Source organism: Leucobacter tardus (genome assembly GCF_017583045.1).
GTDB classification, from domain to species: domain Bacteria; phylum Actinomycetota; class Actinomycetes; order Actinomycetales; family Microbacteriaceae; genus Leucobacter; species Leucobacter tardus.
The window spans coordinates 175305-189730 of the sequence record NZ_JAGFBF010000004.1 but is presented as its reverse complement, the minus strand read 5'-3'; the positions used below and the strand labels follow the sequence as shown (position 1 = coordinate 189730).

The 14426-nt window shown below is 67.5% G+C and carries 8 protein-coding genes and 1 tRNA gene; 4 read left to right on the top strand and 5 right to left on the bottom strand.

Annotated features, from left to right (window positions below):
• Positions 1–269 precede the first annotated feature (269 nt).
• Positions 270–2642 carry a hypothetical protein gene (locus tag J4H85_RS06430; protein WP_208237997.1) on the bottom strand — a complete coding sequence of 791 codons (2373 nt, stop codon included), beginning with the start codon at positions 2640–2642 and terminating at the stop codon, positions 270–272.
• Between the two features lie 243 nt (positions 2643–2885).
• On the opposite strand from J4H85_RS06430, the gene J4H85_RS06425 reads away from it, so the two are divergent.
• A tRNA-Met gene (locus J4H85_RS06425) sits at positions 2886–2959 on the top strand.
• A 737-nt stretch (positions 2960–3696) separates the two neighbouring features.
• Here J4H85_RS06425 and J4H85_RS06420 read toward each other — a convergent pair.
• On the bottom strand, positions 3697–6693 hold the full coding sequence (locus tag J4H85_RS06420; protein ID WP_208237995.1) for a UPF0182 family membrane protein: 2997 nt from the start codon (positions 6691–6693) through the stop codon (positions 3697–3699).
• 102 nt (positions 6694–6795) lie between these two features.
• Positions 6796–7893, bottom strand: a complete 1098-nt coding sequence (locus tag J4H85_RS06415) for a YlbL family protein (RefSeq protein WP_208237993.1) — start codon at positions 7891–7893, stop codon at positions 6796–6798.
• A gap of 150 nt (positions 7894–8043) precedes the next feature.
• Here J4H85_RS06415 and J4H85_RS06410 point away from each other — a divergent pair, with 150 nt between their 5' ends.
• Both J4H85_RS06410 and J4H85_RS06405 read left to right on the top strand, forming a co-directional pair.
• Entirely contained in the window at positions 8044–9483 is a 1440-nt protein-coding gene (locus J4H85_RS06410; protein WP_208237991.1) for a zinc-dependent metalloprotease, read from the top strand.
• Between the two features lie 95 nt (positions 9484–9578).
• Positions 9579–10421, top strand: coding sequence for a hypothetical protein (locus J4H85_RS06405; protein ID WP_208237989.1), 843 nt, complete (start codon positions 9579–9581; stop codon positions 10419–10421).
• A 14-nt stretch (positions 10422–10435) separates the two neighbouring features.
• Here the strand turns inward: J4H85_RS06405 and J4H85_RS06400 are convergent, their stop codons facing one another.
• Positions 10436–12148: an ATP-dependent helicase gene (locus J4H85_RS06400; RefSeq protein ID WP_243893510.1), complete on the bottom strand. Its 1713-nt coding sequence runs from the start codon at positions 12146–12148 to the stop codon at positions 10436–10438.
• Positions 12126–13097 (bottom strand): NAD(+) diphosphatase, encoded by a 972-nt coding sequence (nudC, locus tag J4H85_RS06395; protein ID WP_208237987.1) that lies wholly within the window; start codon positions 13095–13097, stop codon positions 12126–12128. The genes J4H85_RS06400 and nudC overlap by 23 nt, the downstream gene beginning before the upstream one ends.
• A gap of 83 nt (positions 13098–13180) precedes the next feature.
• Between nudC and J4H85_RS06390 the strand changes: the two genes are divergently transcribed.
• Positions 13181–14410 (top strand): phosphotransferase, encoded by a 1230-nt coding sequence (locus tag J4H85_RS06390; RefSeq protein WP_208237985.1) that lies wholly within the window; start codon positions 13181–13183, stop codon positions 14408–14410.
• Positions 14411–14426 lie beyond the last annotated feature (16 nt).

Genomic DNA, 14426 nt, shown 5'->3' with positions numbered 1-14426 from the left:
CGGTGGAAGCGGGCGTGTCGCGGCGTGGTCTTCCGAACCGGTGCCGGGCTCGCGCTCGGAGTTCCGGTCGTGCGGTTCTGATTCAGGAGTTCTATGCATCTCGGTTCCCTTCCTGACACTCAGGCTGTCGGAGAAGTCTATGAATAACTTCTGTACCGGCTCCAGAGAGCCTGCGGAATCCGGATCGTGCGATGCTGGCGCCGCCGCCCGACGGACGGGGGCCGGGTGCCGTTTCATCGACGGCGCACCCGACCGGCCCCGCCACACGTTCAGTCCACGAGTCCGCCCTTCGAACGCGCCTCGCCCGCTGCCACGCTCCCCTGCCCGACCGACGCCGCAGCGTCGCCGCGGTGGAACCGATGCGAGCGCCGCCCCGCCCAGAGCAGAAGCCCAGCGAGTATCCCGAGTGCCCCGCCGACACCCACGCCGACGAGAGCGATGTCCGAACCGGTGTCGGCGAGTGCGCCGGAGCGCTCGCTCACCACGGTCCGCTCGTTCTCCAGACCGCACGTTCCGCGGTGCAGTTCGACGGGCTCGTCGGTATCCGGGTTCCGCGTCTGCAGATCTTCGACCCAGTACCCGGTTCCTGCGCTCTGCGCCGTGATGCCCGGTGACGAGACGCGACCGGCCTCCGTGACGGGCACCCGGTCCGTGCGTCCGACCGGCTGCGCGAGACATCGCTCTGCATCGGACAGCTGGCGCAGTTCAGCGCGGCCCCAGGTCTCGGGCTCGCCCTGCGCATCCGTCCGCGGCCTCCAGTGCTCGTCGTACTTCGGCGCTCCCGCTTCGGGCTCCAGGTAGTACGTGAACCCGATCTCGGAGTGCTCTGGCACTCGTCCTTCGACGATCGCCGTGTCACTGATCTGCTCGCCGACCACGGCGCTCGGCTGCGCTTCGGTGACGACTTCTGGCGGCGTGATGACCGCGGTCTCTGCCGGAATTCCGTAATCGTCGCACCACTCTTCGAACAGACCACGAGCCGCCTCGACCTGGTCCTCCTCACGCAGACACGTCTGCACCGTCACCCATCCGCGCGTTTCGAACGGGACGGGGATCGGTTCGGCCTCCACGGTCTCTCCGTCGGCCGAGACCTGCACCTGACTCGTACCGATAACTGTCGCACCCGCTGGCGGCTTCGCGGCACGCTGGGGTTCGTCCGGGGAGAGATACGCGGTGAGCGTCAGCACCGCGTCGAGCGGTCCGCCAGTCTCTCCGCGCAACCACGGTCCGTCCACCGGCGACGGCGTGATGCGGTCACGGATCCGCAGGTCATCGAGTCCGAGTCGGTCCTCGATCAGTTGCGTCTCCCAGCGCAACGAGGTGGGCACCGCGTGACCCTCCTCGGCGAGACCGAACCGATCGGCGAACCGATAGCTCTCAGGGAGCAGATCGCTCGCCCGAATCGATTCCGTCTGTCCCGCGTTTCGAATCTCCCAGACCCAGGAGTAGTACCCCGAGCTCTGCGGAGGCTCCTCGACTGCGACATCGTAGGTGCCGGGTCCGCGGTCCGCCGTCACTTCGGCGCGTGCCGCAATCGGAGCGTCATCGGGGGGCGTCTCCGTCGTCTTGAGGGGGTGTTCGAACGGGCCGTACAGGGTGCCCTCGGCACGGATGGGGACGTATTCGATATCTTCGTCCGCGTTTCGTCGCGCCGGCCACGGGGCTGACTGCTTCGTGACGCCGATCGTGACCGTGTCGGCGAACGCGCCCGCTTCCCGGGAGACGATCCGTTCAGGGACCTCAGTGCTGAGTTCGGGGGCGAACTGGCTGTCGAACCGAGTCGAGATCGGTTTCAGGTCAGCGCGTACGGTGTCATTGACCGGTGAAACCCCGGAGCCCAGCCACTGCTGATTCTGCTGCGACGCGGGGTGGACCACCACGCTGGCTGGCCAGCCAGAGGACCGTCCCTCCCAGGTGGCACTGGCGGAGACCTCGTGGTGGCGCTGCCACGCCTTCGCGTGCATCGGTACCGTCCACGATGCCCGACCCGCGCGCTGCGAGGGGTTCGCCAGCACCGTCTTCCCACCTGCGAACACGGCACCCGAGATCGTCACTTTCGTGGTGCCTGCGGGGAAGGCGACGACCCCGCTCCCGGAGGTGACGCCGGACGCATCGGTCGTGAGGCGCCGCTCGCTGAACTTCAGTGCACCGGGTTTCGGCTGTTGAGGCGCCCGGGCCTGTTGACGGGCCTCGGCCGCATAGTCTTGAGCGCGACTGATGACGGCGCCGTGTCCATGGTCCCGCACCCACTTCACCCGATGGTTCAACCACTCGCGCACGCCGGGGTCGTCGCGGATGAACCACACCGCGAACTGGACGCTCGCGGCTTGCGCCGCATCGGTCGTGCGGCCGTATTTCCACATGACGTAGTTCATGCGCCGAACCGTTTCGCCCGATGCCGGACCACTGGTCACTCGGCCGTTCCACCCCGTGGAGTCCGGCTGATAGCCCGAGTACCCCGGCAGGGTGCCGGTCTTGCGCGGTTTCTGCTGTGCGGCGACGGGCTCCGAGGTTCCCGGTTCCACGCAGTACGTGTGAGCTCCGTTCGACGAGATGAACGTACCGACCATCCAGCCGCCGACGTTGAGCATGTGACCGCGGCTTGCGGCGACTCCTGGAGGGTCGGCGTGCGGCAGTATCATCCACATCAGTGCGAATACGATTCCAAGCGCTATGCACCGCGCTGTTCTGCGGCCGGTGGTGGTCGCGTGAGATTTCACAGGGCACTCTCCTCTCGCGACGACGGGTGCGCCGCTCACCCCCATCGTTCGCGGAATCGGACACGAACGAGCGCGCTCTCCACAGGGCGTTCGACCCCTCGACCGACTGCAGTCTGGGCCCGTTTTGCATTGCCCTGAACACCGTGCTAAAGTTAATTCTTGTGCCGCGGGGTGGAGCAGTTCGGTAGCTCGCCGGGCTCATAACCCGGAGGTCGTAGGTTCAAATCCTGCCCCCGCAACGAGAATACGCCGCAAGCGGCACCGAAAGAGGTACTGGGATCACCCCCAGTACCTCTTTTTTGTGTGTCCTTGGAGCGCCGGAGTCCATATCGATGCTTCCCCGCAACTCGACCATGGGGACGAACGGATCGAGCAGTCCGGAGCCGTCAGTCGCTCGGCCGGGTCTCCCGCGGATGAGCGTGACTCGAGGCACGCTCGGCGTCGTCGGCGGAACGGTGCGTCGCCGTTGCCATCAGCTGGCGGTCACACCCGCACCGATCAGAATCGCGGAGGCGACGGTCACTTCCGCGAGAAGGATCGTCCCGCTCAGGACCTCGAGTTTGTCCGATACCCCCACCCCTCATCCATGATCGCCCAGTCGATGTGCATCGCGGACAACGCGAACGCTCCAGCCGCGATGAGATCAGCGCAGACACGCACTTGAGCGAACGTGAATTGCACGAGACCGGGCACCTCCAGCCATTGCGAACGACGGAGGCCGTGTTGCAGCGGAGCGAGTCCGGCAACAGCGCCCAGCGCGACGGCGATCACTCTTCGGCACTGCATGGTGTTCCTGGTCGGCGGCGAGTGCCCCTCCGTGCAGCATGCGCGATCCCACACGGTGGCACGCATCACGCAGTTCGGCGACACGCAGTGTGTTGCGCTGAACTCGATGCCGCCCTCACCCGCCGCACCATGCAGCAGCGGAGGCCGGGCATGACGCCCGACCTCCGCTGTGCACATCACCAGGAGAGCGTTACTCCCCGTCGGCCTCATTCGAGATCGCCTGCTCGATCGCCTGCTTCAGGCGCTCGTCGGCTTCACCGTATGCGGTCCAGTCGCCGTCCGCCATGGCGGCATCGCGATCCTCGAGCGCGGACTGCATGTCGCGCAGCGCGTCGTCGACCGTGGCCTCCGGAGTCGGAGCCGGAGTCTCGGTCTCGCCGCCGTCCGCGGGAGTCTCGCCCTCCACCGTGTCCTCGGGAACGACCTCCTGGTCACCGGCACTCGCTCCCGAGTCGCCGCCGAAGAGCTCGTCGAGCGCATCGTCGAGCGTGTCCTCGAACGCGATCTTGTCGCCGAAGGAGACCAGCACCTTCTGCAGGAGCGGGAAGCTCGTGCCCGAGGAGGCCTCGATGTACACCGGCTGCACGTAGAGCAGACCGCCGCCGACCGGGAGGGTCAGCAGGTTACCGCTGATGACTCGGGTCTCTCCCTGCCGCAGGATGTTGAGCTCCGTCGACACCGTGGGGTCGGTGTTGTAGGAGTTCTGCACCTGACCGGGGCCTGGCACCGTGTCCCCGCGCGGCAGAGTGAGCAGCTTCAGTCGGCCGTACTCCTCCGCCACCTCTCCGGCTTGATCACCCGCGTTGGAGTTCGCGGCGAGGTAACCGGTAAGGATGTCTCGCGACCCCTCACCCGTGGCGTCCGGAATGTAGGTCGAGTAGATCGAGAAGTTCGGATCCTCGTCTCCCGCCGACAGCGTCAGGTAGTACGGCGGCTGCGGGGCAGCGTTGGTCTCCCCACCCGCGGCGCTCACCGGATCGTCAGGCGTACGCCACGCATCCTCGGACGAGTAGAAGACGCCCGGGCCGCTGACGTGGTAGCGCGACAGGATGTCTCGCTGCGCCTTGAACAGGTCGGTGGGGTACCGCACGTGGCTCAGCAGATCCGCGCTCATCTCCGACTGATCGGTCAGCATCCCCGGGTAGATCTTGTCCCAGGCCTTCAGGATCGGGTCCTCGGTGTCCCACGCGTACAGCTTCACACTGCCGTCGTAGGCGTCCACCGTGGCTTTCACCGAGTTCCGGATGTAGTTGATCGGGTTCTGCGTCATCGACTGGTTGTCGGTATCGGCGTCGACCTTCATGGCGTTGAAGTCGCGCACCTCGGAGTAGGGGTAATCAGCCGAGGTGGTGTACCCGTCCACGATCCAGACGACTCGCCCATCGACGACCGAGGCGATCGGCGACGAGTCCATCGTCAGGTACGGCGCGACCTTCTGGATGCGCTCGACCGGGTTGCGATCGTAGAGGATCTGCGACCCGTCGACGACGGCGCCCGAGAGAACGACCTCGAAGTCCTGGAACTTCAGCGCGTACAGCAGCTTCACGAAGGCGTTGCTGAGTTCCGGCCCGCCGTCTCCGCTGAAGGTCGTGAGGTTCTGACGTTCACCATCGGCACCCTCAGCCTCTTCGACCACGGCGTCTTCGCCCTCGGCGGGCTCGGCCTCGACCGCGTCTTCATCGGCACTCGCCTCGGCAGCCGTTTCGGCGTCTGCCGGGTAGTCGACCTCGATCGGACGGTCGCGCTCGCCACCGACGATCGAGTACGGCGGCGAGTTCATACCGAAGTACACGCGGGGCTCGAATTCGCCGAGCATGCCGCTCGTTGGAATGCCGTTCTCCAGGAAGACCGGCTCACCGCCCGGCGAGCGCTGGTTACCGTACGCGGCGACGAGACCGTACCCGTGGGTATAGACGAGCGTCTGGTTGTACCACCCGCTCTGGGACTCGACATTGACGTCGCGGATCGCGGACACCGTGTCCTCGACCTGGCCGTCGATGACGTACCGGTCGACGTTCAGCGAATTCGGGAACGTGTAGTACTGACGGCTCTGCTCGAGCTGCGCGAAGGTGCGGGAGATGACTTCGGGGTCCATGATGCGGATGTTGGCCGTAGCCACTGCATCGTCGCGCAGCGCGCCCGACTCGGTGTCGGTGGTCGCGTCGTACGACTCCTGCTCGACCTCGTCGACCCCGTACGCCGCGCGCGTCGCCGCCATGTTGCGCTCGATGTACTCGGACTCGAGGCTGCCCTCGTCGGGGGTGACGCGGAACTGCTGAATGGCCCAGGGGTATCCGACACCCAGCACGAGACTGGATGCGAGGAAGAGCGCCGTGCCGATGACCGGCAACCGCCATTTCCCGGTGAAGGAGGTGATCAGGAAGAGCAGGGCGATCAGGATGGCGATACCGGCGAGAATCTGCTTGCCGGGGATCACGGCGAACACGTCGCTGTACATCGCACCGGTCAGCAGCCCCTGCGGGTCCGTGAGGGTCGCGTACTGATCGAGCCAGAGACTCACGCCCTGGAGGGCGAGATACAGGAACGCCAGCACGGCGGCCTGGATGCGCGTCGCCTTCGACACACGCACTTCGCGCCCGTTGATCGAGATGCCCCCGTAGAGGTAGCTCGTGGCGGCACCCAAGATGAGCGAAGTCAGCACGACGGCCGAAGCGAAGCCCACGACACCGCGCAGCAGCGGCAGGTCGAACATGAAGAACGAGACGTCGAGGTTGAACTGCGGGTCGACCTGACCCGTGCCCTCACGATTCATCCACAGCAGCACACGCTGCCAGGAGGCCGCAGCGGTCATACCGCCGATGATGCCGATCACGATCGGGAGGCCCCACTTCACCACGCGGCGGAGGGGCTCGATCATCTCTTGATAGCGGTCGAGCTGCGCCGTGAGGCGGGCGTACACCGGCCGCTTCCGGTACGCGAAATCGATGGAGAAGAATACCGGGACGGCCATCGCGATGAATCCGACGGCAAACATCACGGCAGCAGCGATCCACTGCGTCGCGAGCACCGGGAGGAATCCGAGCTGTCGGTACCACTGCACCTCGGTGAACACCGAAGCGAACCCGAGGAACGCAACGATGAGCACCGCGACGATAATCACGGTGAGGACGAGTGGTGAGAGTCGGCGCTGACGGGCGGCCGGAGCAGAACTGTTCTGGTCGGTCACGTCTGAACTTTCGTATAGGTACGGGGACGCTGTCCACCCTACCGGTCGGGTGGTCCGCGGATCGCCGGGATCAGGGGATCGTTATACCCCCTCGACGTACCGTTACTCGGCAGCCGTCGCGGCGGCGGTGTCGCACGTCTCCGGCCCGGGCACATCCTCACCCGAGGTGAACGCCGAGACCGCCGAGAGGGCGTCGTCGAGCGTGGCCACCGGCGTGATCACGAGGTCATCGGGAGGCCGCTTCGGGAGGTCGCCGCAGTTCTCAGCCGGCATGAGGAACAGCTCGGCATCGGCCGTCGCGGCACCGGCGATCTTCTGCGGGAGTCCGCCGATACCACCGACGCGCCCCTCACCGTCGATGGTGCCCGTGCCGGCAATGGCCCGGTCCGCCGTGAGCGACTCGGGGGTGAGCTTGTCGTAGATGGCGAGAGCGAAGATCATTCCGGCGCTGGGGCCTCCGATGTCCTCGAGACTCGAGTCAAGTGCGAATGGCAGGTCGTAGTCGACGCCGATCGACACACCGATGACCGGAGTATCGGATCCGTCGGGTGTCTCAGGCACGACCGACACCGTGACCGCATCGCCGCCGCGCAGGATCCCGAGCTCGACCGGAGCGTCGCCGCCCTCGGCGACTGCCGCCCTGAGCTCATCCACGTCGGAGACCGAGGCCCCGTTCACCGTGCGGATCTCGTCCTCGGGCTCGAGCACGCCCTCCCCCGGACCGTCCGCGAGAACATCGGCGACCAGTACGCGCGCGGTCACCGGTTCGCCGAGCGCCCGGGCGGCGGCGGCAGCGGCCTGCGTCTGAGACGAGCCCATCATCGCGGTGTTGACCGCGGTCCGCTGCTCCTCCGAGACGCCTTCCGGGTAGAACTCGGTCCGCGGAGCGATCCGCTGATCGCGGTCGAAGAGCGGCGCGACCAGTGACAACCACTTCGTCGGATGCTCGGGCCCGCCGATCAGCGTGACGCTCGTGAGCGAGAGCGAGCCCGTCGTCGGAAAGCTCTCGGCACCCGATATGGACAGGACCGGCACGTCCTCTCCCTCGACCTGGACGTCGCCGAGCGTGTCGATCACCGGTCCGGGGCGCTCGACGACGTACGGCGAGGGCGTCACGGCGGCGACGAGAACGAGCAGCGCCGCGATCGCGAACCCGATGGTGAGTCTGCTGCGCCGACGCTCGGCCCCCGGATCCCGCATGCGACTGTCCCTTCTCCTCCGGCCTCGCAGATGCGCCTCTGTTCGCACTGAGCGCAACGCTCTCCCGCCGGAAGCGGCCAATCTAGCAGGAGAAACTGAAGCCAGTGCCGTAGCGTTGATGTGACCGGCGAGAGTGAGGCGAGCACACCGATGAACGAGCACGACGACTCCCAGGATTCCAACGACAACCGCGACTTCGAAGAGCTGCAGCGCATCCTCAGAGACATGCTCTCCGGGGATCCCTCGGCGACTCCCGAAGGATTCGATCCGGCGCAGGTCGCGGCGGCCGCGGGGCTTCCGGGCGACCCGGCCGCGCTGCAGCGGCTGTTCGCCACCCTCCAGGGAGCGATGCAGCAGCAGGGCGATGGCATCGACTGGTCGATCACCCGCAAGACCGCGATCGATGTGGCGAACAGCGAAGGGGCCGACGCGCCTCGCGGAGATCGTGCGGTCGCGGACCGCGCATTCCCCGTCGCGGCGCTGTGGCTGGACGAGGTCACCGATGTCGGAACCACCCCTGACGCCCCGCGCACGCTCTCGCGCATCGACTGGGTGCAGCAGTCGGTGGACACCTGGGTGGGATTCGCTCAGCCGGTCGCCGATTCGATCACCACCGCACTCATGGATGCGCTGACGCAGCAGATGCCCGAAGAGCTCAGCGGTGCACTGCAGAATGCCGGCCCGATGCTGAAGAACGTCGGGGGAACGCTGTTCGCGGTGCAGCTCGGCACGATCATCGGCAAGCTCTCCGGCGAAGTGCTCTCCGGCGGCGACGTGGGCGTTCCGCTGCTGTCGGGCCCCGGTCACGAGGGTGGAGCGCTGCTCCCTTCCAGCGTGGAGACGTTCGCCGCGGGGTTGGATCAGGATCTGGATGCGGTCACGCTGTACCTCGCGGTGCGCGAACTGGCGCACGCCCGGCTCTTCCGTCACACGAAGTGGCTCAGACTGCACCTCACGAGCGCGATCGCCGAGTTCGCACGAGGCATCCACATCGAGACCGACCGCATCGAGGAGATGGCTCGGGATCTGGATCCGCAACGACCCGAGGACATCCAGGAGTTGCTCTCGAACGGCGCGCTGATTCCGCCCAAATCCCCCGCGCAGGAGGCTGCGCACGAACGCATCGAGACCATGCTCGCTTTGGTCGAGGGTTGGGTCGATGTCGTCACGGCCGATGCGGTATCGCGCCTTCCGGGGGCGGAGGGAATCGCGGAGATGGTACGACGACGACGAGCGACCGGTGGCCCGGCCGAGCAGGCGTTCTCCACACTCATCGGTCTCGAGCTGCGGCCTCGACGCATGCGAGAAGGCGCGGCGCTGTGGCGTCTCGTCGGTGAGGTCGGTGGACGCGAGACGCGGGACGGTCTCTGGGCCCACCCGGACCTCCTCCCGAGTGCCGAGGAGATCTCTCATCCTGCTCGACTGCTCGAGCGGCTGGGTCTTGCCGGAGAGTCCGCGGACACCGCTGAGGCCGACGACTTCGATCGCGAGCTCGCGAAACTGCTGGACGGTGAGCCTGCTGACGGCCGCGACGGCCCTGGCGACGGTCCCGACGATGCGAGTGATGGGCCAGGTCCGAAGGTCAGTTGATGGCCTGATCGTCCACATGCGCACCTGAATGCCGATCGCCTTACCTCGTTGGGGATAGACGGTCGAGAACGACAACGGGTACGCACACTGGATCCATGACGACCGCACGCCTGAAGATCCGTCCCGAGCTCCCGCTCTGCTGGGAGGACATCCATACGCTCCGCCTCGGATTCGATCGAGCGATCGCACGGGTCGAACGTCCGTCCGCCGGTGTGCAGCGACTCGTGTCCGCTCTGCGCACTGGCGTGCGACGGACCGACCTCGCCTCCACCGCATTCGCGCTCGGGGTGAGCGCGAACGACCTCGACGAGACGCTCGACACGCTGAGCCCGGCTCTCATCGAGATTCGCGATGATCCCGGAGGAACCCGGGAGGATCGTCCGCTCGCTCTCGCGATCGAGCACCGCGGAAGATCCCCGCGCGAGCTGCGGAACATGCTCGCGCTGACGGGGTGCGAGATCCTCACGCCCGGCGACCCGAGGGGCCGTGCCCCCGACCTCACGCTCGTCGTGGAACGTTTCATCGAGCCGCTCGAGAGCGTCGCGCGGCTCTCCGCGCCCGCGTCGAGTCGGCTGCGTATTCGGTTCACCGACCACAGCCTCGTCGTCGGACCGCTCGTCGAGACCTCACAGGGTCCGTGCCTCGACTGCGTCTCGTTGGCCGACGTCGATCGCGACCCCGCGCTGCCCGCGCTCGCCGCTCAGCTCGTCGGCGCGGCGCCCGCAGCGGAGACCGGTCCCGTCTCCGAAGCAGCCGCGGTCATCGCCCTCGCGATCGCACGTCGTTGGCGAGCCGGGGCGACGGACGTGCATCGCTCACGACTGCGCTTTCCGGTGCTCCACGGCGTTCTCGCCGGCCTCCCGCAGCGCGAACCGGTCGCCCCTCACGGGTCGTGCGGGTGCGCGTGGGGGGCGGGCTCAAGCACGAAGTCGGGATGAGCGCGGTGCTGCGCTCACGTCACAGCGTCGAGCGGACGCGGTTCGAGGCCGGCCTCCGCCGCGAACCGCGACGGCGGACGGCCGCCGCGGCGACCGGCGCGCCCTCCGCTTCCCGAAATGCGCAACTCCTCCTTGGCACGCGTCAGGGCGACGTACGTCAGGCGGCGCTCCTCTTCGAGACCGGCCTCATCACTCGCGTACGCGATCGGCAGCGTGCCCTCCACCAACCCGATGACGTGCACCAGAGACCACTCCAGCCCCTTCGACGAGTGAATCGCGCTCAACGTCACCGCGTCGAGCGTCGGCTCATGCTGCGCGTTCTGCCGCGCGGTCAGTTCGTCGGCGAACTCGCGCACCCCGGCCCCCGGCGGCATCTCGTCGACGAGCCCAAGGATCGCATTCATCGCCTCCCATCGCTCGCGACCCGCGGCGGTCTCCGGAGGGTGCGCGGTCCATCCGGCGGATCTCAGGATGTCGCTGACGATCTGAAACAGGGGGCGCGGATCAGCGACCTTCGCCTGTCCTCGCATCATGATGACGACCTGGCGGACATCCGCGCGGTCGAAGAACCGCTGTCCCCCGTGCACTCGAAAACTCACCCCTCGGCGAGTCAGCGCCTCCTCGACGAGCGCGGACTGACTGTTCGTGCGGTACAGCACCGCGATCTCCGACGCCGGGACCCCGACGTGGATCCGCTCGGCGATCGACGCCGCAACCGCTTCGGCCTCATCGTGCTCACTGCCGAACCACGACAGCGGAGCCACATCGCTGCCCCCCTCGCGCAGCGGCTCCAGGGTCAGCGCACCCGGACGATCTCGCATGAGACGGTTCGCCGCGCGCACGATCGCCGGCGCCGATCGGTAGTTCCGCTCCAGTGTGAAGGCGCGCATGCCGGGATGCTCCGAACCGAAGCGCAGCAGATGCTCACTCGACGCCCCGGCGAAGGAATAGATCGTCTGACTGGCATCGCCGACGACGCAGATCTCGTCTCGACCCCCCAGCCACACGCGCAGCAGTGCGTGCTGGAGCGGCGACACGTCCTGATACTCGTCGACCGTGAAGAACCCGTACCGCTCCCGCACCTGCAGCGCCGCACGCGGTTCGGTCTCCAGCATGCCCGTGAGCAGAATGAGCACGTCCTCGAAATCGATCTGCCTGCGCTCGTCGGTCAAGCGCTCGTAGGCGCGATGGGCCTCCACCATCTGCTCGGCGCGCATCCCGGAGGGCAGCGCACGATCATCGACTCGTCGCGCGTACGCGTCGATGCTGAGCATGGACACCTTGCGCCACTCGATCTCCGCGGCGATGTCCCGGAGCGCTTCGGCGCCGAAGCGCCACCCCTGCGACTCGACCGCCTGCGACACCGTGGCCACCTTGCCGGAGAGCACCTTGGGGGCGGGGCCCCCGACGAACTGCGGCCAGAAGTACCCGAGCTGCGCCAGAGCCGCCCCGTGGAACGTGTGCGCGCGGACACCCTCAGCGCCGAGCGCGCGCAAACGGCCCTGCAGCTCCCCCGCTGCCTTTCGGGTGAACGTCACCGCGAGCACCCGGTCGGCAGCGTAGACACCGCTGCGGACCCCATAGGCGATGCGATGCGTGATGGTGCGGGTCTTGCCGGTTCCAGCTCCGGCGAGCACCCGCACCGGTCCCCGCAAGCACTCGGCGATCGCCCGCTGATCGGGGTCGAGTGCGGCGAGCAGGTCCTCAGGCCCGCTCATCAGCGCCATCGCCCTCCGCGATCCAGTCGTCGATCATCCACCTGGCGATGGACAGGGAGCCGGGGAGTTGCAGTTCAGGTGCCGGATCGCGTAATTCGTCACGCGAGAACCAGCGGAGTTCCGAGATCTCCGACCGATCCGGCTCGAGCTGGTCCGGGTCGGACCCCGGCACCAATCGTGCGTGGAACCCGAGCATCAGCGAGCGCGGGAAGGGCCACGGCTGCGACGCGACATACGTCACACGGTCCACGCGAACACCGGCCTCCTCGAACACTTCACGCTCCACCGTGTGCTCAGCGGATTCGCCGGCCTCGACGAATCCGGCCAGCAGCGAGAAGCGATTCGTCTGCCAGAGAGCGTTCGAACCGAGGAGCACGCGCCCCTCGTGTTCGACCAAGACGATCACCGCGGGGTCGGTACGCGGAAAGTGCTCTCCCCCGTGCGGATCGACGCCGGCCCACCCGCCCATCGTCGGCGTGAGCGGTTCCCCGTCCCGAGGTGAGAACCCCGCCGACTCATGCCACCGCGCGAGTGCAGCCGCGACTGCGAGCACCTCGCGTTCGACCGGCACCAGCCGTGCCGCGCATTCGAAGGGGTGCGCCCATTGCGACTCGGCGAGCCCCGTATCCGTTTCAGCGCTCGCACCGGGGACGACCGCCCCCGCCTCGTGCGATCCGTCAGTCGAGCCGGCATCGAGTTCTTCCGCGAAGATCGGTGCCCCGTCGATACGGCCGAGGTACGATCGCACCGCGCGATCGTCCCGCAGCGAGAACTCACCCGATGTGGTTCGCAGCGCCAGGGCGTCTCCACTGGACACCACCGGCACCAGCGAGCCTCGCATGCCGAGCACCCGTGCGACCGGGTCCGACCACGCCTCGGCGAGCGCCGCCTCGCTGCTCCGCGTCACCGCATCGCGGTCGAACGCTCCAGTGGCGAGTGGCGGGCGAGAGTCGGGCATCGCATTCCTTCCCCGCGATCGGTGTGCGCGTCGGTGCGCGTGGCGCGCGCCGAGCCGGCCGAGCGCTGCTTACGCTGATAGACATGGCCAGTACTCCTCTCACTCTAGCCGCGCTCGCGACCTCGGCGGTCCCCGGCCTCATCGTGCACGGCGCTCGCACGCACACGAGCGGAGCGGAGGGCGGGTACACCTCCGTGGTCGTGACCGCGGAGTCGGAGGAGCTCATCGTCCGCATCCCGCGCACCCCCTCGGCCGAGACCGAGCAGTCCGCTGAACTGCTCGGTCTCGCCGCACTGACATCAGGCGCGCGCGCTCGGCTACCCTTCGCCGTCCCCGAGGCGCGCGGAGTCACACGCTCCGGCGATACCCGCGCGGTGGTGACCACCTTCCTCGCGGGTGCGCACATCGCTGATGACTCCCTCGACCCCGGGGCCTACCTGCTCCAACCGATCGCCGACATGTTGAGCGCCATTCACGAACTTCCGCACAGCATCGTGATCCAAGGCGGTTTGACGATTCGATCAGCCCAAGACGTACGCCTCGAGACCGCCCGATTCGTGGAGCGGGCGGGAGCGACGAGGCTCCTCCCGCAGACGGTGCAGCACCGTTGGCAGCAGCTGCTTCGTCAGCAGGAACTCTGGGACTTCGCGCCCACCGCGATCCACGGCTCCCTCACTCTCGACCGTCTGCTCGTCGCCGAAGACGAAGTGACCGGGGTACTCGGATGGGGCGAGTTCTCCATCGGGGACCCGGCGAGCGACCTGGCCTGGCTGCTCGCATCGGGGTCGGAGGTCTTCGACAGCGTCGTCGCCCGGTACGGGCAGCAGCGCGACACCGGTCATCGCGGTCACCTGCGCACTCGAGCGGTGCTGTACCACGAGCTCGAGATCGCCAGATGGCTCATGCACGGCCTCGACACGCGCGACCAGACCATCATCGACGATGCGGTCGCGATGCTGGATCGCCTCGTCGACCGGTTGACCTCGATCCCGGAACCCCGCACCCGATCCGCGGCGATCGGCGAAGCGGAGCTGTCGCAGTTGCTCGACGATGTTCCCCGCGTCGACGACGGTCGATCCGACACCGCAGAGTATGAAGCGTTGGATGAGGATCGCGTCTTCGCCGCCGACACCGACTTCATCGAACCGCTCGACACCACCGCAGCGGACGAGGCCGACGTGCCGGACGTGCAGGAGACCGCAGGGTTCGACCCGCTCGCCGACCCCGAGGAGACCCCCGAGGTCGCACCGGTGCGCATCCGCAGCGACGACAACGCATCCGAGCCGGAGGACGCTCCCGACCGAGACCGGTGATCATCGGCCCCGAGAA

What these genes read in the sequence shown, in the direction of transcription:
- J4H85_RS06430 (WP_208237997.1), bottom strand. Translation starts at nt 2,642, where the DNA reads ATGATACTGCCGCACGCCGACCCTCCAGGAGTCGCCGCAAGCCGCGGT.
- J4H85_RS06415 (WP_208237993.1), bottom strand. Translation starts at nt 7,893, where the DNA reads ATGCGGGATCCGGGGGCCGAGCGTCGGCGCAGCAGACTCACCATCGGG.
- J4H85_RS06410 (WP_208237991.1), top strand. Translation starts at nt 8,044, where the DNA reads ATGAACGAGCACGACGACTCCCAGGATTCCAACGACAACCGCGACTTC.
- J4H85_RS06405 (WP_208237989.1), top strand. Translation starts at nt 9,579, where the DNA reads ATGACGACCGCACGCCTGAAGATCCGTCCCGAGCTCCCGCTCTGCTGG.
- J4H85_RS06400 (WP_243893510.1), bottom strand. Translation starts at nt 12,148, where the DNA reads ATGGCGCTGATGAGCGGGCCTGAGGACCTGCTCGCCGCACTCGACCCC.
- nudC (WP_208237987.1), bottom strand. Translation starts at nt 13,097, where the DNA reads ATGCCCGACTCTCGCCCGCCACTCGCCACTGGAGCGTTCGACCGCGAT.
- J4H85_RS06390 (WP_208237985.1), top strand. Translation starts at nt 13,181, where the DNA reads ATGGCCAGTACTCCTCTCACTCTAGCCGCGCTCGCGACCTCGGCGGTC.